17 protein-coding genes are annotated in these 22,285 nt (G+C 60.1%); 4 read left to right on the top strand and 13 right to left on the bottom strand.

Features of this window, described 5'->3' with window-relative positions:
* Window positions 1-96 precede the first annotated feature (96 nt).
* Window positions 97-798 carry a hypothetical protein gene (locus tag VL547_RS18645; RefSeq protein WP_325580721.1) on the bottom strand — a complete coding sequence of 234 codons (702 nt, stop codon included), beginning with the start codon at window positions 796-798 and terminating at the stop codon, window positions 97-99.
* 325 nt (window positions 799-1,123) lie between these two features.
* Here VL547_RS18645 and VL547_RS18640 point away from each other — a divergent pair, with 325 nt between their 5' ends.
* The 3 genes from VL547_RS18640 to VL547_RS18630 all read left to right on the top strand — a co-directional run bounded on the left by VL547_RS18640 (window position 1,124) and on the right by VL547_RS18630 (window position 3,535).
* On the top strand, window positions 1,124-1,894 hold the full coding sequence (locus VL547_RS18640; RefSeq protein ID WP_325580719.1) for a DUF2092 domain-containing protein: 771 nt from the start codon (window positions 1,124-1,126) through the stop codon (window positions 1,892-1,894).
* Between the two features lie 26 nt (window positions 1,895-1,920).
* Complete coding sequence (locus VL547_RS18635) at window positions 1,921-2,712, top strand: DUF6515 family protein (RefSeq protein WP_325580717.1); 792 nt, start codon at window positions 1,921-1,923, stop codon at window positions 2,710-2,712.
* Window positions 2,713-2,776: 64 nt separating this feature from the next.
* Window positions 2,777-3,535, top strand: a complete 759-nt coding sequence (locus VL547_RS18630) for a hypothetical protein (protein WP_325580715.1) — start codon at window positions 2,777-2,779, stop codon at window positions 3,533-3,535.
* Here the strand turns inward: VL547_RS18630 and VL547_RS18625 are convergent.
* The 11 genes from VL547_RS18625 to VL547_RS18575 all read right to left on the bottom strand — a co-directional run bounded on the left by VL547_RS18625 (window position 3,532) and on the right by VL547_RS18575 (window position 18,262).
* Window positions 3,532-4,596 carry an acyl-CoA desaturase gene (locus VL547_RS18625; protein ID WP_325580713.1) on the bottom strand — a complete coding sequence of 355 codons (1,065 nt, stop codon included), beginning with the start codon at window positions 4,594-4,596 and terminating at the stop codon, window positions 3,532-3,534. The genes VL547_RS18630 and VL547_RS18625 overlap by 4 nt on opposite strands.
* Before the next feature lie 70 nt (window positions 4,597-4,666).
* Entirely contained in the window at window positions 4,667-5,683 is a 1,017-nt protein-coding gene (locus VL547_RS18620) for a family 43 glycosylhydrolase (protein ID WP_325580711.1), read from the bottom strand.
* A complete protein-coding gene (locus tag VL547_RS18615) occupies window positions 5,665-7,122 on the bottom strand; it encodes an arabinan endo-1,5-alpha-L-arabinosidase (protein WP_325580709.1) in 1,458 nt (485 codons plus the stop codon). The genes VL547_RS18620 and VL547_RS18615 overlap by 19 nt, the downstream gene beginning before the upstream one ends.
* Window positions 7,119-8,657: a RagB/SusD family nutrient uptake outer membrane protein gene (locus VL547_RS18610; protein ID WP_325580707.1), complete on the bottom strand. Its 1,539-nt coding sequence runs from the start codon at window positions 8,655-8,657 to the stop codon at window positions 7,119-7,121. Before VL547_RS18610 ends, VL547_RS18615 begins: the two co-directional genes overlap by 4 nt.
* An 11-nt stretch (window positions 8,658-8,668) precedes the next feature.
* On the bottom strand, window positions 8,669-11,752 hold the full coding sequence (locus VL547_RS18605; protein WP_325580705.1) for a TonB-dependent receptor: 3,084 nt from the start codon (window positions 11,750-11,752) through the stop codon (window positions 8,669-8,671).
* Between the two features lie 78 nt (window positions 11,753-11,830).
* Window positions 11,831-12,844 (bottom strand): FecR family protein, encoded by a 1,014-nt coding sequence (locus VL547_RS18600; protein ID WP_325580702.1) that lies wholly within the window; start codon window positions 12,842-12,844, stop codon window positions 11,831-11,833.
* Between the two features lie 91 nt (window positions 12,845-12,935).
* Window positions 12,936-13,454: an RNA polymerase sigma-70 factor gene (locus VL547_RS18595; RefSeq protein ID WP_325580700.1), complete on the bottom strand. Its 519-nt coding sequence runs from the start codon at window positions 13,452-13,454 to the stop codon at window positions 12,936-12,938.
* A gap of 53 nt (window positions 13,455-13,507) precedes the next feature.
* Window positions 13,508-16,237, bottom strand: coding sequence for a bifunctional YncE family protein/alkaline phosphatase family protein (locus VL547_RS18590; RefSeq protein WP_325580698.1), 2,730 nt, complete (start codon window positions 16,235-16,237; stop codon window positions 13,508-13,510).
* A gap of 77 nt (window positions 16,238-16,314) precedes the next feature.
* Window positions 16,315-16,626 (bottom strand): chaperone modulator CbpM, encoded by a 312-nt coding sequence (locus VL547_RS18585; protein ID WP_325580696.1) that lies wholly within the window; start codon window positions 16,624-16,626, stop codon window positions 16,315-16,317.
* A gap of 4 nt (window positions 16,627-16,630) precedes the next feature.
* Window positions 16,631-17,572 carry a DnaJ C-terminal domain-containing protein gene (locus VL547_RS18580; RefSeq protein WP_325580694.1) on the bottom strand — a complete coding sequence of 314 codons (942 nt, stop codon included), beginning with the start codon at window positions 17,570-17,572 and terminating at the stop codon, window positions 16,631-16,633.
* Between the two features lie 66 nt (window positions 17,573-17,638).
* A complete protein-coding gene (locus tag VL547_RS18575; protein WP_325580692.1) occupies window positions 17,639-18,262 on the bottom strand; it encodes a hypothetical protein in 624 nt (207 codons plus the stop codon).
* A gap of 28 nt (window positions 18,263-18,290) precedes the next feature.
* Between VL547_RS18575 and VL547_RS18570 the strand changes: the two genes are divergently transcribed.
* On the top strand, window positions 18,291-20,126 hold the full coding sequence (locus VL547_RS18570; protein ID WP_325580690.1) for an ABC transporter ATP-binding protein: 1,836 nt from the start codon (window positions 18,291-18,293) through the stop codon (window positions 20,124-20,126).
* A gap of 24 nt (window positions 20,127-20,150) precedes the next feature.
* Here the strand turns inward: VL547_RS18570 and VL547_RS18565 are convergent, their stop codons facing one another.
* Complete coding sequence (locus VL547_RS18565) at window positions 20,151-22,208, bottom strand: glycosyl hydrolase family 18 protein (protein WP_325580688.1); 2,058 nt, start codon at window positions 22,206-22,208, stop codon at window positions 20,151-20,153.
* Between the last annotated feature and the right edge of the window lie 77 nt (window positions 22,209-22,285).

Here is a 22,285-nt window from a genome sequence, read left to right as displayed (position 1 = left end):
CCGCCAGGGCCTCTTCGAGCGAATGCCGTTTATAATACTGTTCCATCACCCCTATGGCCACGCTGACCACGGGGGTTTGGGGATAACCGATCTTTCTCAGGTCCTTTCCCCGGATTTGTAATTTTGCCATGATTCTTCCATGTTTTTCAGGATGGCTTTGTCCTTATGCGTGAGGCCGCGCTCTCGCCGCCTCCACCAATATGACTTGCTCCTGGCTTTTAGAATGGCCGGCCGGAGACACTGTCGTTCAATGTCCTTTCCCAACCGGTCGATCTCTGCTTCGAGGGCTTCATCCCTGATCCTGACCTGGGCGATCATGTTCTTTTCGACCCGCAATACGTACCGCCAGGGTTCCGTGAATTCATACCAGCGGTCCTTACGTTTATCCTTGAGATTCCAGGCTTCCTTATATTCGAAGTAAGTCCACTCTTCCCTGGTCAGCTGTAGCCGGCGCATATAATACGTTGGCGGACTCAGGAGTCTTTGCTCCCTTTCCACCCTGATCTTTTTGCGCCTGTACCGCTTTTTCACGGTAAAATCCTTACGGTGACTGTATTGGGTCGTATTGATCTTTTGCAAAATGCCTTCAAAGAATGCAGCCCGGGGGCTGCTGGCCACGTCCTCCCTGAGCACGAAGCTACGTTTCCACCCCCTCATTACCGGGGGGTGCAGCGGCTCCCATCCGAGGGATTGGCGCTTTTTCCAAAGGCTTTTTTGCCGTTTATCCAGCCGGATCATTTGTTTTTCGAAGTCCTTTTGTTTCCGCCTCGTCCGTTGACGGGCGCTTCTTGTGTCCATAATCCTGGTTTGATGATGATAACAGGTTTCTGACTGTCTGAGGATTGGACACGAAATTCTTGAGCATAGCGGTATAGTTTACATGGTGATGAATCGAAAATTTCCGGAGGGTGTATAAACAAAAAACCCCGCAGTTTATGCGGGGCTCAATATCATGCTCGTAGTAGACTTCATGTTATAATGGAGTACTGCATGCCCCGCACGGTCCCGCTGCGTCCAGCCAAAGGCTGACGGCGCCGGGATAGTTTTTAAAAGTGCATTTGCGGGACATTGTTCTTTATATTTGTGCAGCGAAGATATAAAAACTTTTGAAATCGCGCCAACTATGAATAAAAAAATCCTACTGTTTGTAATCCTGCCTGCATTTTGGGCGGGGGCGATGGCTCAAACGCGGCGGGTAGATACCGTGGCGGTGGCCATTCTAGACAAGATGAGCCGTACGATCGGCGACCTGGGCTCCTGCAGCGTCACGGTCAGCGCCAACTACGACGTCGTCAGTCATGAATTGGGGCTCGTCAAACATTCCGATGAAGAACAGGTTTTCCTCCACGGCCCGGACAAGCTGCTGGTTCGTTCCGACGGAGACAAGGGCACGCGGTCGTTCTTTTATGACGGATCGGTGCTCAGCTACTATTCGATGGACAAAAACCAGTACGGGCAGGTTCCCCTGACGGCGAACATCGTGGAAATGATGGACACCGTGAACAAGCTGTACGGGATCGACTTCCCGGTAGCCGATTTCTTCTACCCCACATTTGTCGACGACATCCTTTCGGATGCCAAGACGCTGATCTACCTGGGCACCACGATGGTGAACGGCAAGGAGTGCTTTCACATCGCCGGCGTCGGCAAGGACAAGACCTTTCAGTTCTGGATCCACCACGATGCGTTTTTCCTGCCCGCCAAGGTCGTCATCGTATATAACGAAGGCGGTCAGAACCGCCAGTACGAGGCTTCGCTGAATGACTGGCAGGTCAACCCCAACCTGCCCGACGCCATTTTCGACTTCACGGCGCCGCCCCGGGCGACGAAAATCAAGATGGTTGCGCTGAATACACGCGGCAAGCGCCCCGGGAAAAGCTCCGAGAAAAAATAAGTTTCACCGCTTAACGTTAAACTATCATGAAAATTCAGACCTCACTATTTATAGTTCTTGCATGGGCGGGTACCGCTCACGCGCAACGTTTCGGGCACCAAAGCCCGCCTCCCCGCCCGGCGCCCGCTTTTCACCCGGCCCCGGCGCCGCGCCCCATGGCTCCCGCACCCCGTCCCGTTGCCCCAACGATCAACGGCGGTGTCCGTAATTACGGAAACCACGACTTCGGACACCCGCCGGCCATGCCGGTGCGCGTCGAGGCACGCCCGGCGACCCGCGTCCCCGTTCCTGAAAGCAGGGGCAGGGGCTACGCGGCTCCCGTCAATGTTTACCACGGCGGCGGGTACCGGGTACACCCCTACTATTACCATCCCTATCACCCGTATATCTGGGGACCGCACTGGCATCCGTTCGGCTTTTTCCTGCCGTTCCTGCCGGCCGACGCGTTCTACTTTACCTATTCCAACCAGCCGTACTACTACGACGACGGCGTTTACTACGAGCCTTCCAACGGCGGCTATACGGCGGTATCGCCACCCGCGGGAGCTACGGTAAGCTCCCTGCCCGAGGGTTTCGAGACGACACAGGTCGGTGACGACACCTACTATTATTACGGGGGTGTTTTCTATGTGCAAACAGACCAGGGCTACCAGGTCGTTCCTGCCCCCGTCGGCGCCGTGGTCAGCGAGCTGCCCGAGGGCGCGCAGCAACAAACCGACGCCAGCGGCCAAACCTATTTTGTCGTCAACAACACGGCGTTTGCGCCCATATCCCAGGACGGACAGGACGCGTACGAAGTGATCCAACCCGGGAATTGACCGATATTAAAAGCCAGTTCGCCGACGCCGTTAAACGGGAACATCGCGCCAAAGTCCCTTCTATATGAAGGGACTTTTTTTTGCGGCAGCCGCAGCGGCCGTCGCCGTACTCGCCGGCTGCGCCCAGGGCAGCGCGCCGCAAGGGCATTTTCAATCCACCCCGGTAGCCGCCGACGGACGCGCGGACGACTGGGCGCAACCCCTCCGTTTTACCAATCCCCGCCACACGTTGTCCTTCAACATAACCAATGACAACAAGAACTTATACATTGTCGTCATGACCCGGGACAGCCGCATGCAGCAACGCATCCTCCGGGCGGGGATGGACGTGTTCTTCGATCCCGGCGGCAAACAGGACCGGCATATCGACCTCTCCTATCCCGAAAGCAACGGGGACTCCGCGGTGTTCAATACGTCCGGATTCCTGATCATCGAAAACGGGCAGTTCGACAGCCGCGACCCGCATACGCCCCTGAAGGTGGCGCTGACGCACCCCGGCGATAGCTTATTGGTGTACGAGGCGATCGTGCCGTTGTATACCGTGCTCAAACGCGGCGGGCTCGACAGCAAAACGCTCCGGCGCGACTTTAGTGTGGGGATCGTGGTCGGCACCTTACCCGGTGAGCAACAGCAGCGTCAGCGGCAAGGCGGGGGCGGCGGTATGCGACCGCATATGGGCATGGGGATGGGAATGGGTGGCCTGCGCGGCGGCTTTGGCGGCGGCGGATACGGCGGCGGCGGCAACCGTGGCGGTCAGCCAACGCAGGCGTCACAGAACGAATCCAACTGGTATACCTTCCGTTTCGCCGACAAGGCGTCCTAGCGCCGCATCCCCATCTTTCTCAGGTGGGCGACGTGGGACGCGACGGCGAGGCTCATACGGCGGTGCTCGATGTAGGGCACACCCAGGTCCAGGCACGTCTGACGGATGATCCGCCCGATCGCCGGGTAGTGGACGTGGGATACCTTGGGAAAAAGGTGGTGCTCGATCTGGAAGTTCAGCCCGCCGAGACACCAGGTAATGAACCGGTTCTTAGTGGCGAAATTGGCGGTGGTCTTGAGCTGTGAAAGCGCCCATTCGTCCTCGACCCGGCCGGCCGGCTGGAGGGGCACGGGGAATTCGGTTTCTTCAACGGTATGCGCCAATTGAAAGACGATGCTCAAGGTAAACCCGGCCACGCTGGCCAGGATCAGGTAACCCACCAGCCACGGTATAACCCCGCAACAGTACATTGGCAGCAGGATAAATACAAAGGGGTAGATTCCCTTGAAACCCCAGAACAGCAAATGATCGCGGAACCGGATCGGCTTCAGGGGCACGGAACCCACGCGGCGGGTGAAATATTTCTTGTAGTCCGTATAGAATATCCAAAAGAAATAAAGCAAGGCATACAGCGCCCAGAAATACAGGTGCTGGTAACGGTGCATCTTCAATCGCTTTTGCGTCTCGCAAAGCCGCAGAAAAGGCCGGGCGTCGATGTCGTCGTCCACGCCGTCGATATTGGTAAATGCATGGTGGACCATGTTGTGCTTCACGTTCCACATAAAGCTGCTGGCGCCCATGAAGTCCAGGGTCCGGGCCGCCAGGCGGTTGACCCAATGGCGCCGGCTAAAGCTCCCGTGGGCGCCGTCGTGCATCACGTTAAAACCGATAAACGCCGTCAGCAATCCGAGCAGGACGCATTCCAACAGGGCAATGGCGATATGCGGGGTAAAAAAAACGAGGTGCGTATAGAGACCGGCGTACCCAATCAGCAGGATGGCGCACTTGAGGTATAGCTTGGCGTTGCCGGTTGGTTTGACCTTTGTCTGCTCGAAATATTCGTTCACTTTTTTCTTGAGGACCGTATGCAGGGACGGAGCGCCATATTTGGGGATGTTCATGAAACCGTTTTTGGACCAGGCATGAGCTGCGGGGTTCACGCAAGGTATGCCTATTCGGCCGGTATTGCCGCTATTTAACAAAGACCTGTGAAATTTGCAAAACCGCCTGCGGCAGCCGTTCACCCACCGTGTCGGCCGCGGGCCAGCCATCGGCGTCCCAGCGGAGCGGATTTACCCTCAGTAGGCTGATACCGTGCTGATTGGCGTCGTAGGCGTGGTACAAAATATAGTCCTGGCCATCGAAGGTGACCACCGCGTTGTGACCCGCGCCGTGCCAGCGTTCGTCCGGTCCCACCACGGGCGTTCCGCCGCCCGCGATCATCGGTACCCCCGCGCGGTCGGTGTATGGTCCATAGATCGCGCGCGCGCGTCCCACCACGACGCGGTAGTTGCTCGCCGCGCCGCGGCAACAATAATCGAACGATACGAAAAGGTAATACCAGCCGTCGTGGCGAAAGATAAAGGGGGCTTCGATCGCTCCCTCTCCCGCCAGGGTGTCGGGCTCGCCGGACTTCCGCGGTCGCGAGGCCACGGTGTACCAGGGGCCGGCGGGGCCATTCAGATCGGCCTGCAGGCGAACCAGTTTTATCCCGTTCCAGAACGACCCGAACACCAACCAGGGCGCGCCCGCGCTGTCCACCGCCAGGTTGGGGTCGATGGCATTCCATTCGTCCCGGCCGGGTATGGAATGGATCACCATGCCCTTGTCCTCCCAGCGGCCGCCGGGGTGAAGCGTGGTATTGACGGCGAGGCCTATGCAGGAGTTGTTTTTACCGAAGGTGGACACCGCGTAGAACAAACAAAACCGGCCCTGGTAAAAGGAAATGTCCGGCGCCCATATATGCCCCCGGAAACCGGGCACCGACTGCACGGCCCAGGCGGGGGGTGTGGCGAACACCGGACTTTCCTTGTGCCAGCGGAGCCGGTCGGGCGAGGACCACACGGTGATGCCCATACCGGTGCAAAAGACATAGTACGTGCTGTCCTGGCGGATCATCACGGGGTCGTGCACGGGGACCCCGACGGGCGCCTGCGCCGAGGCGCGCAGTGCGAAGAGCAGGAGCGCTATCAATCCTTTTTTCCCCATACAGCGGTGCCGGTATTATTGAGTCCAGTGAAGATAATTGTGGAGCGCTTATTCTCCCAATCGCGACCGGATTGCACCAGCAGCGTATCGGTGCGCCCACCCGACCAGCGCAGCGTCAGCCATGGCCCCGCGTAGGTCCACGTGTCGGCGACAGACCCGTTAAAGGTGCCGTCGGCAGACAGCGTCAGCGGCACGGAGTTTTGAAAGTCGGGGGACACCTGCTCCGAAGCATACCCCGGTACGACCTGGTAGCCGAGGTCGATCTGCTCCCAGGTTCCCGCCAGCGACGCGACCGGGACAGTATCGTTCGGCTCCCACGCGTAGCGTTCCGGTGACGCGACCGGCCAGCCGCCGGGGGTGAAGAACAGCTTCCGGACGTGCAGGTCCATATAGTTGTAGTCCACGCCGGGGCGACCCTGGTGTGCGATAAAATACTGCCCGTTGCCGTCGGAGAAAACGGTACAGTGCGCGGTACCCTGCCACCCGCCGTGGCCGTTGAAGCGGTAGGGTGCGACGATCATCGGGGTGTGGTCGACATTGGTATTGATGTCCTGGCCCGCGTAGTCGTAGAACGGCCCCTGCGGGTTTACGCCCCAGGCGGCGCGGACATTGTATTTGGTGGTGAGCCAGTCGTAGGCGATGAACAGGTAGTAACGGCTGCGCGTAGCGTCATAGATGACTTCCGAGCCCTCGATGTTGCCGTTGTACTGTCCGTTGGTAAAACCGCGGTTGGCGATCCGCTTGCCGTTGGCGCCCGGCGTCAGCGCCAGCCCCGTCGTGGGGTTCAGCTGGAGCGCGTAGATGCCGTCGAACGCGGAACCGTAATACATCCATTCATCGCCAGACGGCGTCACGACGACGGTAGGGTCGATGGCGTTGGTGATGGTGGAGCCCGCGGTCGATCCGACCACGACGCCCCGCTCCTGCCACGGCCCCGAAGGGGAGGATGCCACCGCCAGCCCGATAACGCTCAGACGGGCGGTGGCCGAGGCCAGCGAATAGTACAACCGGTATTCGCTCCCCACTTGCAGGATATAGGGTGCCCACAACGCCTGGTTGGGGACGCCGCCGTTGTTGGTGATAAAGGCCGCGCCCGCGGACGGCAGCGCGTCGAACACCCAGCCCTTGAAGGTCCACTGCACCAGGTCCGGCGACGTGCGCACCTGTATGCCGGGCCGCACGGTCAATCCATAGGCGACGTCCGTCGAATAGCAATAGTACGTGTTGCCGAACTTCTTGATCGACGGGTCATGGACGTTGTACGGGCCCCATTCAGGGTAGTCGTTGAACGGGACGACATCGGCGTAGGTGTCTTCGATGGAGTTTATGTCGAAGGGCTTCGGGGATGTCGTGGTCGTGTCCACCGGTGGCGGCGTGGGCGCAGACGGGTGCGCGCGCGAGCAGGATACCAACAGCAATATCAGCAGGACCTTTCTCACCAACCCTTATTTTGCAACACCCCCGGATTCGCCTCTATCTCCGCCAGCGGTATCGGCATATATTCCCTACCCGGCGTATACGTCTTGAACTCCGGGTCGCGGGCTTGCAGCCACGCCAGCTTCGTGGGGTCCTGGAGCCAGCCCCACCGGCGGATGTCGTCGAAGCGTTTGCCTTCCAGGCCGAACTCCAGGAAGCGCTCGTGAGCAAGCTGGTCCCGCATCTGGTCCTGGGTCATGTTGGGTCTTACCGTCGCCAGGTCGGCCAGCCCCACACGGGCGCGGACCTGCTGGATATAGGGATAGGCCGCGGCGGTGCTCCCCTGTTCGTTGAGGCATTCGGCGTACATCAGCAGGACGTCCGCGTACCGCATCAGCCGGGAGTTGATCCCGGAGGCGAATTGCCAGGTGAATTCGGCGTTGACAAAACCGTCGTTCTCGTACTTCCGGCAAAACACTTCCGAATCGGCGGTGCCGTAGGTTGCCTGGAAAGACGCGCCATAGACGGTCATCGTCGGTGTATTGTAGAACATCGTCGCGTACAGCCGGGGATCGACCTGGCCGCCCGCCGTCGGCTCCAGGAGGAAGTCGTAGTAGAGCGCTTTGGTGGGCTGTACGTCGCAATAGGCGAAGTTGCGCGGCCCGAAGGTGATCGCGCGGGCCTCGTATTTCGCCCAGTCCGATTGCGGGTCTCCGGGTCCCCAACCCTGGGTGGTGCCGCCCACCGAACGGGAGAACTGCACCTCGAAGATGGACTCGCTGTTGTTTTCGTCCTGCTCGGTGAAATTATCGTGGTAGTTCGGCACCAGGGAGTATACGCCCAGGTCGATCACGGCCTTGAACTGGGTCGCCGCGGCGTCGAATTGCCTGGTGAACAGGAGCGTCTTCCCCAGGTAGGCCAGGGCCGCGCCTTTGGTCGCCCGGCCGAACTGGTTGGCGTCGGCGCCGGTGACGTTGGCGTAGGACACGGGGAGGAGCGTCGCCGCTTTGGTAAAGTCGCTGATCACCTGCATCCACACCGAGTCCTGGGAGACCTGGTGCGCGTAGTAATCCGCAGAGGACTGGGCGATCGTGAGTGGCATCGGCACGTTCTGATAGATGTCGGCCAGGTGGAAGTAGTACAAGCCTCGCAGGAAATAGGCCTGACCCAGGACGCGGTCCTTGAGCGCCGTGTCCATGTCGATCGCGGGCACCTGCTCGATCACCTGGTTGGCCCGGAAGACGCCCTGGTAATAGGCGGTAAAGGGCGCCGAGGCGGCGAACCCATCCACGTTTTCGGCGAACTTGCCGCAATTGTAGATCTGGTCCCACGGGCTGTTGCTGGTGGCGTCGTCGCCCCGGGTGTTGATGATGACGTGCGTGAAGCGCATATAGGAGCCGTCGAGCATCAGGCTGCCATAGACGGAGTTGACGGCGTCGAGGGCGTCAGTGGCGGTTTTCCAGAACGTTTCCGCCGTTTGCTGGTTGGGGTTCGTCTGCGTTAGCTGCTTGGTGCATCCAAAGCAAAGAACGAGGCATAATATTAAAACACGTTTCATAGTATTATTTTTTAGAAGCCAACTTGTACCCCGACCATAACCGTCCGGGGATTCGGGAATGAACCGTAGTCGAAGCCGCGGCTGAACAAACCGTCGCTGATGATGTCGGGGTCATAGCCCTGGTATTTGGTGAGCGTCCAGAGGTTCTGACCGGAGAGATAGATCCGCGCGGCCTTGATGATGCGGGTGCGGGTGAGCGCGCCGGAAGGCACGGTGTACCCCAGCTGCGCATTTTGCAGGCGCGCATAGCCGCCGCTTTGCACCCAGCGGTTGGAGGCCCGGTCGTTGCCGTTCGGGTCGCCGATGATGGGCCGGGGCACGTTGGTGTTGGTGTTGGCGGGCGTCCAGTAGTTGAGCTCGTCGATATAGTGGTTGGTGTACTGACCCGCCATGAGCGTCTGGTACAAACCGTTCACGATCTTGTTGCCTTCGTTGCCCTGGAAAAAGATCGAAAAGTCAAAGCTCTTCCAGCCGAGGTTTACGTTGAGCCCGTAGTACAGCTTCGGGATGGCGCTGCCGAGGTATTGCTGGTCGTTGGCGTCGATCACGCCGTCGCCGTTGATGTCCTTGAACTTCAGGTCGCCGGGAGCGGAGTTGGGCTGGGTGGCGTGTTTGGCGATGTCGGAGGCGTTCTGGAAGATGCCTTCGGTGACATAGCCATAGATCTCGCCGACCTCGTGACCGACTTCCGTCTTGCTTTCGGCGCCATAGATGGGGTCGTTGGTCCCGCCGAGCTTGAGCACCTTGTTGTGGAGCGTGTGCGCGTTGGCGTTGATACCGAGCGATACGGCGCCGATGCGCTTCTTGTACCCCAGGGTGAACTCGAGCCCCGAGTTGCGGAGCGACGCCGCGTTCACATAAGGCGTATTGGTCGCGCCCACCGAGAGCGGGATGGGCGGCTGCGCGATCAGGTCCTTGGACGTATTGACAAAATACTCCGCGGTAAAGTCCAGCGATTTGAAGAACGTCAGGTCGAGGGCGACCGACGACGTGACCTTGGTTTCCCATTTGATCGTCGGGTCGGCGACCTGCGTCTGGATCGACCCCGGCGCCAGCGCCTGGTCGGGACCGGCGTTGGGCACGGTGGCGAACAGGTAGTTCGCGTTGGAGTTGATGTACGCGGTAAAGGCATAGTCGGACGGGAAGTTCTGGTTCCCGGTGGTACCGTATCCGCCCCTCAGCTTGGCGAAGTCGATAAACTTGGGCAGGTGGATGAACTTTTCGTTGGAGATGTTCCAGGCGCCGGCCACGGAGGAGAAGTTACCCCAACGGTTCAGCGGGCTGAACTTCGACGACCCGTCCCGGCGGAAGTTGACCGTTACCAGGTAGCGCTGGTCGTAGTCGTAGTTGAGGCGGCCCAGGTAACCCGTCTGGGTTGCCGTTTGCTCCCCGCTCTGGACCGACGCCGTCGTCGGGTCTCCCGTGCCAAAGGAATAGAAGTAGGGCGGGTTGAAGCCGGATTCGATGCCTTCCAGGAATTGCTGGTCGTCCTTTTCGAAGGTCTGACCGGCGAGCAGGTCGAGCGTGTGCCGGCCCGCTTCGAGGTGATAGGACAGCGTGTTCTCGAGCAGTCCCGTGTACTGCGTGCCCCGGGTATCCGTCATGTACGCGATCGTATTGAGGTAATACCAGCCGAGGTCGTACTGGGGCTCGAAAAAGAAGTCCCGGGTATCCGTCCAGTCATAGACCAGGTTCATTTTATAGCGCAGGTTCCGCAACGGTTCGATGGCCGCCCAGGCATTGCCCAGGAAGCGGTTCCTGTTGCTGTAGTTGTCGAGGAGGTTGTTCATCCCGACGATGTTCAGGACGATCGCCTTTTGGGTGATCTGGTTGGTGCCCCCAAAGCCGCCCAGCCGGCTGGTGTCGTATACGGGTACCGTGGGGATGGCGCGGTCCAGGTCCACGATCTCGTTGCCGATGTTGGGATGGAGGTGCGGGTACGTCAGGTCCTGTTTGTGCGATTGGGTATAGCTGGCCCTGGCGCCAAAGGACAGGATACCCGCCTTGCTTTCCACGTCGGCGTTGAAGTTATAGCGGTTGTACTTCGGTTCCCCGGGACCGCCGCGCACCGTGGCGGTCTGGTCGAAGTAATTCAGCGACACGTTGTAGGTGGTGTTCAATCCGCCCCCCGAAAAATTGACGTCGTGGTTCTGGATGATTCCGGTCTTGAAGGCGGCGTCCTGCCAGTTCGTGTTGGTGGTGGAGATGTAATCGGGTGACGACGGATCGTTGGCGGGTGCCAGCGGCAGCCCCGCGTTGGTTTCGGCGGCGTCGGTGATTTTCTGGTACTGCGCCCGGTCTGTCAGCGGCAGTTTCTTTGGGATATTCTGGGAGCCGAAGTAACCGTTGTAGTGGAGCTGGAGCGGACCGGACTTCCCCTTTTTGGTGGTGATGATGATCACCCCCGCGGCGGCCCGCGACCCGTAGATCGCCCCGGCGGAAGCGTCCTTGAGCACCTGGATGCTCTCGATGTCGTCGATCGGGAAGTCGTAGGGCGCCTCGTTGATGATGGGCACCCCGTCGATCACGAACAGCGGATTGTTGTCGTTCAGACTGCTCACCCCCCTGATTTTGATGTTGACAAAACCGCCGGGTTCCCCCGACCCCTGGACGGTCACCCCGGCCACCTGACCCTGCAGGCTGCGGGCGACGTCATAGGTCGCGTTCTTTTTAACATCGTCAGGGTTGGCGATACCCACCGAGCCGGTCAGGTCCTTTTTCTTTACCGCCACGTAGCCCACGACGACGATGTCGTTCAGGCTCGTCATCGTCTGGGATAGTTTTACCACCAGGGAGACCGTTGTACCCGGCTTGAGGTGATAGCCCGACAGGGTCTGGGCCTCATACCCCACGTTGGTGAAGGTAAAATTGTACTCTCCGCTCGATGGTAATTTGGGAAAAACGAAGACGCCTTCCGCGTCGGTTTGCGCGCCGGCGGAGAAGTTGTTACGCGTATTGCGGGCGATCACGCTGACCCCCGGGAGCGCTTCTCCCTTTTCGTTCTGGACGATGCCCTTGACGTCCGTGAGCTTTTCCTGGGCGCCCGCCGTCAGTGCGGCAAGCGTCAGCAGCAGGCATAGCCATCCTTTTTTCATATGTGCAAGTCGTGTTTTGGTTGGGACGCGGGTATCCTGCCCCGCTTTTTGGCGGAGCCTTTACCCTGGTCCTATGTATTAATGGGATTTCCTTTTGACGATATACGTATTGTCCTGTTTGCGGATCGTGAGCCCGTTGAGCAGCGCGATGTCCCGCATGATCTCTTCCAACGAATCGGTCTTTTCAAATTTCGCGATAAAATACAGCCCTTTCACTTCACTGTCGTTATACACAATCTTTACGTCGTACATCTCGCTCAGCTGGTCGAACACCTGCGCCAGCGACTGGTTGTTGAACATGTACCAGTCGGGAACGCCAGGGGTCGATGGTTTCGCGGCGTCTTTTCTTTTCGGTTCTCTGATTGTGGCGAGCATGCTTTGTTTGTTGTACCAGAGCTCCTGGCCGGGGTGCATCACGACGTCTGTCGCCGCCCCCGTCCTTCGCTCGCTTGCCGTGTCCACCGATACGCGGACTTTGCCGGTGTGCAACGCCACCCTTATATAGGGCGCCTTTTCGTAGGCCTCGACCGTAAAGGACGTCCCCAGCACCGTCGTCACCAGCGCTCCGCTATATACCTGCATCGGGTGGGCCGGGTCCTGCGCCGCGTCGAAGGACGCCTCGCCTTCCAGGTACACGATCCGCCGCCCGCCCCTCGCAAAGGGCTCCTGGTAGCGGATTTCGCTGCCGGGCTGGAGGTCGACGGTGGTGCCGTCTTCCATAAAGAGGCGGCGGCTGGTCCTGCCCTCGTTGAATTGCCGCTGGAGCACGCTCGCCACCGGGGCCGCCGGTCGATCGCTCCTTGCACGACCCGTCCAGAGCTTCCACCCGATCGCCGCCACGAGCAGGATGCCGGCGGCCACCGTCAGTTGGCGCCATGGCCGTCCGGCGGTCGTTTGGCGTATCCTTTTCCACCAGCGGCCGACCTGCTCCTGTCCGGGATCGGCCACCGGCTCGAATGCCTCCCATTCCTCCAGCGTCAAATACTGATCCCAGGCCTCCGGGTACCGGGTGAACCAGGCCCTTAGCTGCGCCTTTTCTTCCTCCGTACACGCGCCTTGAAGGAATCGCCTGACCAGGTCGGGTGTGAGCATATGGTAGACTACGTTTGAGCGCGGGGGGGACCCCTAGTCGTTGCTAAAAATTGTTGTCGCGGGTCGCGCGCCGCGGGTGGTCGCGGGTCGCCTACAGGAACGGGATATTGTGTCGCAATTGCTTGAGCGCCTGCGCGATGTGATTCTCCACGGTGCGCACGGAGATGGACAGGTCGTCGGCGATCTCCTTATAGGACATGCCCTTGAAACGGCTCATGGCGAATACCCGCTGGCGGACGCTGGGCATGTCGCGGACCACTTGCTGAATGCGTTCGGCGAGCTCCTTTTCCTCGAGCCGTTCCACGGCGGTTTCCGTTGCCGGCGCGCCGTTGATAAGGCGCGCCCGGACCGCTTCTTTGCGCAGCTGATCGATCAAGGTCGTTTTCGCGACGCGGAAAACCTGTGCGGACAAAGGAGTCGCCGGGTCCAGGCTTTCGCGGTAGCGCCATAATTTGATAAAGGAAAGCTGCACCACCTCCTCCGCCATATAGGACGAATGCGTTTTGTGCAGGATATACCCGTACACCTTTGGGTGAAAGGCATGGAAGACCGCCTCAAAGGCAAAGCGGTTCCCCGTCTGTAGCGCAGCAATCGTTTGGGTGTCCGACACGGAATGGCGGTTGATGTCGAACCCAAATTAATAAATTAATGTCGAAACTACACTTATTTGTGGCCCTTATAGAATTCCTCGCGCTGGTCGTCCTCGTCATCCAGGAGCGCTCCCTGGTGGACCTTTGTCCAGTCGAAGTTCCGGTGGTAGCGGTCGAGGGCCTTTTGGGGGTCGAAAACACGGGTATCGGAGGGAACCGCCATGTAGGGCGTGTAGTCGGGCGTATCGGTAAAGCAATCCGACAAAAGCGAGGCAGTCAGGTCGTATTGGTTGACGTACCCCGCCCCGGTGAGGTTGTAGATGACCTTAAGCAGGCTCCCGAAATTGGCGTGGGTGTGCGATACATAACCGTGACGGACGTAGGGCCCGATCAGGATCAGGTCGGACCGGTGGGCGTCGATATGGTCGACCCCGCCCTGGGCGTCGTCCTCGGTGACGATGACCAGCATTTGTTTCCAGTAAGGGGTATGCGACAGGAACTGGATGATGCGACCCAGCGCCAGGTCGTTGTCGGCCTCGTAGGACTGAAGGTAAGGATACCCATCCTTTGGCCGTGGCCCCGCGCCGTGGTCGTTGGGCAGCTGCATCACCAGGAGCCGCGGCAGGGTCTCCTTCCCCTGTAGCCAGCGAAGGGTGTATTCGCGCTCGAACTGGTCCACGCGGAGCTGGTCGGGGATGTTGGTGTTAAACCCGGCATAGGTCCGCGACGTCCTGTCATAGAGGGCTTTGGGCAGGGGAAAAACGACCGGCTGCATCGACCCGAACTTCGTTTCGTTCCATTCTTCCCAAACGCCGGTGTATTCGTTGGCTTCGCCGAAGTTATAAAAGGGGATGTGGTGCCGTTCCATGTTCTCCCAGAGACCGCCGATCTCGTTATAGTCCTCGGGGTCCATGCCGCCCGTGGAGCCGGGGAAGCGGCGGCCCGGCGCGTTGGAAAACGCGTTGAAGGAGCCGCCTTCGGCGGAATTGACCTCCACGTATTCGTTCGGGATGGTGCCCACCATCCAGTGGTGCCCGTGGATGGAAGCGTCGCTGTCGCAATAGAAGTTGTCTCCGAAGGCGAAGGCCTTGGCCAGCCTGAGGTGATTCGGCATGACCAGTGCGTCCTGCACGGCCACGGTTTTGCCGTAGGGCTGGGTGACCGGTATGTGGATGCCGAAGCGGGCGATCGTGGAGTCACCCCTGGCGCCGTCCAGCTGACCCATCACCTCGTCATAGGTACGGTTTTCCTTGGTGATATATACGATGTACTTTATGGGGCTTTGCCGCAGGCCGGGGAGCGGCGGGAGGGGGTTTTTGCCGTCGTCCGCTACCTCGACTTTTTTGTACGTGTTGCTGAGCACTTGCGCCGTGTATGTTTTTAAGGTCTGCCCGTCCGGTACTTTTACCTTTTGGAACGTGCTGAGCTGGATATCGCCTATGTAGGTGCCCTGGGGCGGCTTTACAAAACCCTTGCCGCCGTTGGGCCCGGCGCCATAACCGCGGGCGGAGGTGATGTAGAGGTATTGCTGGTCGTCGGACAGGACGACACGGGTGGTCCCCCAGCCCGTTGGGATCAGCCCCCTGGTCTCCCCGGTTTTTGTGTCCACGACCGCCACGGCGTTGAGCCCCAGCAGGGCTACGTACAACGTCGACTCGTCCTTGCTCAGGCAAAGCCCGAAGGGCATCAGGCCGCGGTAGTGATCCAGCGCGGGGTCGATCTTCAGTGCGATGTCGCCCAGCATCTTGTGCTCCTTGTAGTCGATCACCGAAACGATGTCGTCGGTAGCGTTGGAGACATACGCGTACCGGCTGCCCACCGCGATGGAATTGGGGCTCGCCCCGCCCACGATCTCCGCGCCTTCGACCATCTGCCCGATCTGGAACCCGGTCTTGAAGCGGTCCATGACCGTGTCGGCGTCGAGGTCGATCGTAAATACGCTCATCGCGTCCGGGACGTGGGGGCTGCCCAAACCGGGGATTTTGCGTCCTTTTACCTCCGTGCCCTCTTCCGATTCCTTCGTCACCACGCCATAGGGCGGGAAGTCCAGCATCATCGAGTCCTTGTTGCGCGGCGTCACACCGGGAACCAGCGGATAGGCGTACAACCCGACATTGGCCACCAGGGCTGTTTTCTTATCCGGGCTCAGGGCAATACCAAAAGGAATCCTACCCACTTTTACGCTGGATTTTATCTTTTGTGTTGTCAGGTCTATCCGTACCATGCGGAAGTTGGCCCGGTCGAGCACCAGCAGCTCGCTGCGGCTGCTGTCGATGAGCAGGTCCGAGGTAAAACTGTCCTGGTAGCCGTCGCCATTCAGGCTGATCTCCCCTACCCTTTGCCGGGTTGCCAGGTCCAGGATGACGACGTCGCCCCGGTCGCCCCCGCTCAGGTAGGCGAGTTTCGAGTCCGGGGATATGGCCGCCCCCAGGAAAGCGGCGCCCTTCATGACCGTCGGAATGCGGTGGTCATAGCTGGGGATGCGCGTGACTTGCCGGATGCTGTCCGTGGGGATCAGGCTGATCACCCCATTGTGGAGGACCAGGGCCGTTTTCCCGTCCGGGCTCAGCGCGATGCTAAAGGCGCTGCGCGTGATCCGGACGGTCTCGCCCGCCGGCGTCACGAGACGCCCGCTCGGGAGGACGGTCGCGCCGGAGGGATCGATGTGGCACCATTCGGCGGTCGCGGGGACCTGGAGGACCGTCCGGGCGCCTCCGGCGTTTTGAGCGTTTCCGGCGTTTTGGGCGCGCGCGGCTATGGTCGCCAGGAACGCGGCCGCGCACAACATCAGCTTTGTGTTCATGCGCTGAAGTTGCGAAATCCTTTTAAACAAAATGTTAAGTGACAGTAAACTTTTTGCACATGCCCGTCGCTACGGCATTACGCGTCGGGGGACCCGGGGCCGCCTGGGTCGCGCAAGCGTTTGCGCAGTTCCCGGTTCTCGGCCTGGAGCTCGCGGACGCGCTCCAGCAGGAAATTGATGGCTTCGATACCCTCGAGGTTGATGCCCAGGTCATCGTGAAGCCGGAGGACGCGCTCCAGGTCGGCCAGGTGGTCGATGGCGATCATGACCTGGTCGCCCTCGGTAGCGACCTCCACGAGGCCGTATTCGCCGATAGCCCGCACCAGCGAGAGCTCCACGTGATAATGGGTGCAAAAAACATCCGCTGAAATCCATGTTTGTTGCTCCATACGGTTATTTTTTTAGGTTAGCCAATTGACGGAACAGTTCCTTCTCCTGTTCGCTCAACCCGGTGGGAATGTCCACCTCGAAGGTCACGAACAGGTCGCCGGACTCCCCTTCTTTTTTATATACCGGAAAACCCTTGCCCTTCAAACGGGTTTTGCTCCCGCTCTGGGTCTCGGGCCGTACCTTCAGCTTGACCTTGCCGGTCAGGGTGTCCACGGTGACCTCTCCCCCCAGCACCGCCGTGTACAGGTCGATGTGCACCGTCGACTGGAGGTCGTTGCCGACCCGTTGGAAACGGGGATCGTCGGCGATCACGAAGGTGCAATAAAGGTCCCCGTTCGGTCCCCCGTTCACCCCCGGCGCGCCATACCCCTTCAGCTTGATGACCTGTCCGTTCTCTACCCCCGCGGGTATGGTGATCCGCACGTCCTTGCCGTCTATCGTAATGATCCGTTTGTGCGTGGTGGCGGCCTCTTCGAGGCTTAGGCGTAATTCCGCCTGGTAGTCGCCGCCGCGGAACTTCGCGCTACTACCCGCGCCGCGCCGGCCACCGCCGCCCCCTCCTCCGAAAAGCGATTCGAAGAAGTCGGAATAGTCGCTACCCCCGGCGCCCCCGAACATATCGTTCGGATCGAACTGCGCGCCGCCACCGCCAAATCCGCCACCGCCGAATCCGCCGCCTCCCTGGCGTTGTTGCCGGCGCGCCTCCTCGAACTGGTCGGCGTGCGCCCAGTCCTTCCCGTACTGGTCGTACTTCTTGCGCTTCTCCGGGTCGCTCAACACTTCGTTGGCCTCGTTGATCTGCTGAAATCGCTTGTTGGCTTCCTTATCGTTGGGGTTCAGGTCAGGGTGGTTTTTCCTGGCCAGCTTCCTATAGGCCTTCTTTATATCGTCCTGCGAGGCGTTCTTGTCGAGGCCGAGGATCTTATAGTAGTCGATGAAATCCATAGTGGGGCAAATTTACGAAAATCCGCCGGCGTGTGGAACTGGGGTCCGCCGGCAGGGCTGGCGCGCCTATTGGTTCAGCTCCTGGTATTTGAGGTCGAGATCGATGGGCTGGCCGCGCGACAGGTTTAGCGTTCGCGCCGTGCGGGCGAGGATCGCGTTGCAGCGCTCGAAGGTGTCGACCTTGCGGAGCAGCGGGATATTGAGGTCGAGGACCTGGTTGAAGGCGACGGTGGAATAATAGATTTGGCCGTGGGCGGGTTTGGCGGTGGCGGCGGTGGCGGGGAGGACGTCGAAGGACCAGCGGAGGAAGAGGTGGCCGCCGAGGGCGACGTAAGCCGTCTTTACGTTGATATAAGCGATGTGGGCGTCGTCGCGGAAGTATTTGAGCTCGGAGGTGAGGTAGCCTTTCAGGACGGCGCGTTGCTGGGCCATCGTGAGGGTATCGATGGGCTGATCGAGCGGGATGGGGATCAGCGCCGTTTGAAAAAGGGTGCCGTCGAGCTCCATGAAGTCGTTGTCGGCGATCGAGCGGATGCTATCCGCCCGGACCTGGATCGAGAAGCCGCGGTTGGTGCTGTTGTAGACGATGAGCGCGCCGGTTTTGGTTTTCAGGAGGTTCCGGCCGAATTCCTGCGCGCGCGGGGACTGCGCCAGGAGGCAGAAGGCCATGAGGGTGAGGATGTGCCGCATAGGCGGCGAAATTAAGTAAATTGCCGTGATGAAAAGACCCCCACCCCCCGGGACCGGAGAACAGATTACGTGGAAACAACGGCTTAGGGCACTGCGGAACCTCCCCGCGTTCCTGAAATTGGTTTGGGAGACGAGCCCGTGGATGACGGTCGCGGATATCGGTCTGCGCGTCATCCGATCGGCCATACCGGTGAGCGTTTTGTATGTCGGTAAATTGATCATCGACCTCGTCGTGCTGGCCAGCCGCCACCCGGGGTCGGTGCCCCAGGAAAAGATATGGATGCTGGTCGCCGTGGAGTTCGGGCTGGCGATCGCCTCGGACGGGCTCGGCCGGCTGACCAACCTGTTCGACAGCCTGCTGGGGGACCTCTTTGCCAACCACACCACGGTCCTGATCATGCAGCACGCCGCTACGCTGGACCTGGATCAGTTCGAAGACTCGGAGTTCTACGACAAGCTGGAGCGCGCCCGTCAGCAGACGACCGGGCGTACCATCCTGTTGTCGCAGGTGATGATGCAGCTCCAGGACTTCATCACGATGGGGTTCCTGGCGGTGGGACTGATGGCCTTCAACGTCTGGCTGATCCTGCTCCTTCTGCTGGCGGTTATCCCCGCCTTCCTGGGGGAATCGTATTTCAACGACAAGACCTACCTCCTGATGCGGGAGCAGACGATGGGCCGGCGGGAGATGGATTACATCCGCTACCTGGGCGCCAGCGACGAAACCGCCAAGGAAGTGAAGTTGTTCGATCTGTCCGGTTTTTTTATAAATATCTACCGGGACATGTCCCACCGGTACTACCTCGAATACAAACGCCTGATGACCCAGCGGTCGGTTTGGGGGACGGTGTTTGCGCTGGTCGGGAGCGTCGGTTATTACGCCGCCTATGTATGGATCATCGGGAGGACGCTGACGGGCCACCTCTCCATCGGCGACCTGACCTTCCTGGCCGGTTCGTTCCGCCAGCTGCGCTCGCTCCTCGACGGTATCCTGACGCGCTTTACCAGCGTGTCGCAGGGCGCCATCTACCTGAGCGACCTGTTCGACTTCTTCCAGATCAAACCCCGGATACAACCCGCCATGAACCCGCTCCCTTTTCCGCGACCGATCAAAACCGGATTCACCTTCGAGGACGTGGGGTTCCGCTACAGCTATTCCGAGCGGTGGGCCAACCGCCACCTCAGCTTTACCCTCCACGCCGGCGAAAAACTGGCGCTGGTCGGCGAAAACGGCGCCGGCAAAACGACGCTCGTCAAGCTCCTGGCGCGCCTCTACGACCCGACCGAGGGGCGCATCCTGCTCGACGGCATCGATCTCAAAGAGTACGACCTTACCGACCTCCGGCGCAACATCGGGATCATTTTCCAGGACTACCTCCGCTACCAGATGTCCCTGTTCAAGAACATCGCCGTGGGCAACGTCGAATACCAGGACTCCCCCGAACGGGTCGAACGCGCCGCGCACCAAAGCCTGGCCGGCGAGCTCGTCGAAAAGCTCCCCGGCCGGTACGACCAGCCGCTGGGGCGCCGCTTCAACAACGGCGTCGAGCTCTCCGGCGGCGAATGGCAAAAGGTTGCGCTGGCCCGCGCCTATATGCGCGATGCGCAGCTGCTCATCCTGGACGAACCGACGTCCGCGCTGGACGCCCGCGCGGAGCACGAGGTCTTCCAGCGTTTCGCCGACCTCACCCGCGGGAAAACGGCGGTGCTGATATCGCACCGGTTCTCCACGGTGCGCATGGCGGACCGTATCCTCGTGTTGGATAACGGGCAGCTGCTCGAGATTGGGAGCCACGAGGAATTGCTGGCGAAAAGCGGGCGCTACGCGGAACTGTTCCACCTGCAGGCGGCGGGGTACCGCTAAAGACGCAGTAAAAGGCGGCGGGGATCAGGGAATGTGATCCTTTTTCACCAGCGGAAAAACCAGGTACCGCGTAATCACCCCTCCAATCACGAGCCCCGTCACGATAAACCCGAACAAGGTGGAAAGGGGAAAGTCATAGCAGTCCTGCGGATCCGCTGAAGTGCCAAACCCGCCGACGGCCTTGGTGACGTACAGGAACATAAAACCGGAAATCGTCACCAGCACGGCGAAGACGACCATCAGCGCCATCATGTAGCGGCGGAAGACCCAGCGGGGATCGCGGCGGATCTTCCAGGCGAAGAGGAAGACGGAGGCGCCGAGCAACAACAGCCAGAAAATGGTGAAACACGCAAAGGCGCGCGTGGCCTCGTCCTCGACGGAGCTGCGGTCGAGGTCGGTGATACCCATCTGGCTCCAGCGTTTGCGGACGACCTTGGGGAAGTCGGTGAGACAGGGGTACGCAAACAGGAATTCGTATTGCTCGTATTTGGCGGTGAGGTAGGGCCACGTGAACTTCCAGCCGGTAAAGGGGATGACGGGCTTTCGGACCTTGCGGATGTCGGCGCCATAGACGGTGTCGACCCTCAGGAAGCTCGTCATCAATACCTCCTGCAGGTCGGCGTCGGCGATGTCGTTGTCGAGGGAGCGGATCGCGACGCCCGCCAGACCGGTTTGCCGTATGAAGTCGTATTTGAGACCCAGCGTTTGGGCGTCGTCGAACCAGACGCGCGCCAGCCCGGGTGAATCGACATACGCGCACTGGGTGACCTGGTCAAAACCGGGGGGAGCGGCGTACACCGACCGGATGCGCTCGTAGCCCAGGTACCGGGGAGACGTCTTCTGATAGGTCACGCCAAAGAACGGCAGCATCACGACAAAACGATCGGGGGAAAAACCCGAAACCGTCAACCAGCTTTTGACGCAGGAGGTGAGGTCCTTGCCGCGGGCGCCGGTCAGCGGCGCCAGCGGACCGCCACCGGGGGATTGGGTGAAGTCGATAAAGAACTCGTCGACGTCCTGCTGGAGCAACGGCAGCTTGTATTGGTTCCGTTCATCCGACCGGGGAATAACGAGGTTGACGCGGTAGTTGGCGGCGCCCAGCCGGAGGCTGTCCGACAGCCTGTCCATGAATCCGACCAGGTGCGCGGATACGTCGGCGGTGGCGGGGAGCTGCGGGAAATAGATCGTCAATCCTTTGACGCCCTGCCGGTCGAGCAGCACGTGGATATTCCGGATCAGGTTGGCCTCGGATACCGCCGGGCGCGCAAAAAGCGCGGCTATCTCCGAGGCGTTGTTCGCATAAAGCGTCAGGTAGATATCCGCTCCCGCACGACCCGCCTGCCTCAGGACCGGGTCGGTGTACCAGCGTTGGTAGTCGACCGAACCGGTGGCGCCCTGGAACGTGGCGCCATAGTAATCTACGCCGCTGATGATGGAAAAGGTTTGTTCGGGCAGCGCAGGTTGCGACCACGATGGATACAGCCAGGTCACCTGCGCCGAATGATCGATCCGGCGCACAAAGGTCCTGGACAGCGAGTCGTTCACCTTGAGCGTGTCGCGCTCCATGCCGCCCCTGGCCAGCAGGGTGCGTTTCATCAGTAAATCCGCCGCCACTTCCGGGGATACGGGTTTGGGCGGCTGGAGCATCGGCATGAGCTGGGCGACGAGGTTTTGAAAGTCCCCGCCTTCCGCCAGGTCGACGCTGTCGCCGGGGAGCGCGGACGGCTGTTTGGAGGGCGGCCCGTGTATGGCCGCGGAATCCTTCTTTTCGCTGGCGGCAAGGTCATCGACCCGGTGCGCGAGCACCCTTAGCAACGAATCGATGCTCGCATTACCCGTGCTTTGGACAGCGAGCGTTTTCTGAACGGAATCGAGCGTCTTTTGCAACCCCGTGGAAGCGATGACCTGTTGTATCAGCTTCTGCTGTTTGGCGCGGGCGTTCCTGGCGAACTGGAAAAACTGGAGCACGCGTTTGATCAACCCCGCCTCCTTTTGCACAGGAATGCTATCGTTCACGACGGGCGCGGCGTGTACGCAGAAAGTAAAGCTCAGAAGTATAGCGATGACGAATACGCACTTCATATCGAAGTGCTAAAATACTTTTTTTGACCAGGAATATGCTTTGAAATTTCCGAAAGAATACCTAATCTTGTGCTGAT

The sequence above is a fragment of the Dinghuibacter sp. genome, assembly GCF_035492835.1.
Taxonomy (GTDB): Bacteria; Bacteroidota; Bacteroidia; order Chitinophagales; family Chitinophagaceae; genus Dinghuibacter.
This window is presented reverse-complemented; position numbering and strand designations above follow the sequence as displayed.

Coding starts and splice junctions, on each gene's coding strand:
- VL547_RS18575 (WP_325580692.1), bottom strand. CDS start 18,262: ATGCGGCACATCCTCACCCTCATGGCCTTCTGCCTCCTGGCGCAGTCC.
- VL547_RS18585 (WP_325580696.1), bottom strand. CDS start 16,626: ATGGAGCAACAAACATGGATTTCAGCGGATGTTTTTTGCACCCATTAT.
- VL547_RS18600 (WP_325580702.1), bottom strand. CDS start 12,844: ATGCTCACACCCGACCTGGTCAGGCGATTCCTTCAAGGCGCGTGTACG.
- VL547_RS18640 (WP_325580719.1), top strand. CDS start 1,124: ATGAATAAAAAAATCCTACTGTTTGTAATCCTGCCTGCATTTTGGGCG.
- VL547_RS18610 (WP_325580707.1), bottom strand. CDS start 8,657: ATGAAACGTGTTTTAATATTATGCCTCGTTCTTTGCTTTGGATGCACC.
- VL547_RS18580 (WP_325580694.1), bottom strand. CDS start 17,572: ATGGATTTCATCGACTACTATAAGATCCTCGGCCTCGACAAGAACGCC.
- VL547_RS18570 (WP_325580690.1), top strand. CDS start 18,291: ATGAAAAGACCCCCACCCCCCGGGACCGGAGAACAGATTACGTGGAAA.
- VL547_RS18565 (WP_325580688.1), bottom strand. CDS start 22,208: ATGAAGTGCGTATTCGTCATCGCTATACTTCTGAGCTTTACTTTCTGC.
- VL547_RS18625 (WP_325580713.1), bottom strand. CDS start 4,596: ATGAACATCCCCAAATATGGCGCTCCGTCCCTGCATACGGTCCTCAAG.
- VL547_RS18645 (WP_325580721.1), bottom strand. CDS start 798: ATGGACACAAGAAGCGCCCGTCAACGGACGAGGCGGAAACAAAAGGAC.
- VL547_RS18605 (WP_325580705.1), bottom strand. CDS start 11,752: ATGAAAAAAGGATGGCTATGCCTGCTGCTGACGCTTGCCGCACTGACG.
- VL547_RS18630 (WP_325580715.1), top strand. CDS start 2,777: ATGAAGGGACTTTTTTTTGCGGCAGCCGCAGCGGCCGTCGCCGTACTC.
- VL547_RS18620 (WP_325580711.1), bottom strand. CDS start 5,683: ATGGGGAAAAAAGGATTGATAGCGCTCCTGCTCTTCGCACTGCGCGCC.
- VL547_RS18635 (WP_325580717.1), top strand. CDS start 1,921: ATGAAAATTCAGACCTCACTATTTATAGTTCTTGCATGGGCGGGTACC.
- VL547_RS18590 (WP_325580698.1), bottom strand. CDS start 16,237: ATGAACACAAAGCTGATGTTGTGCGCGGCCGCGTTCCTGGCGACCATA.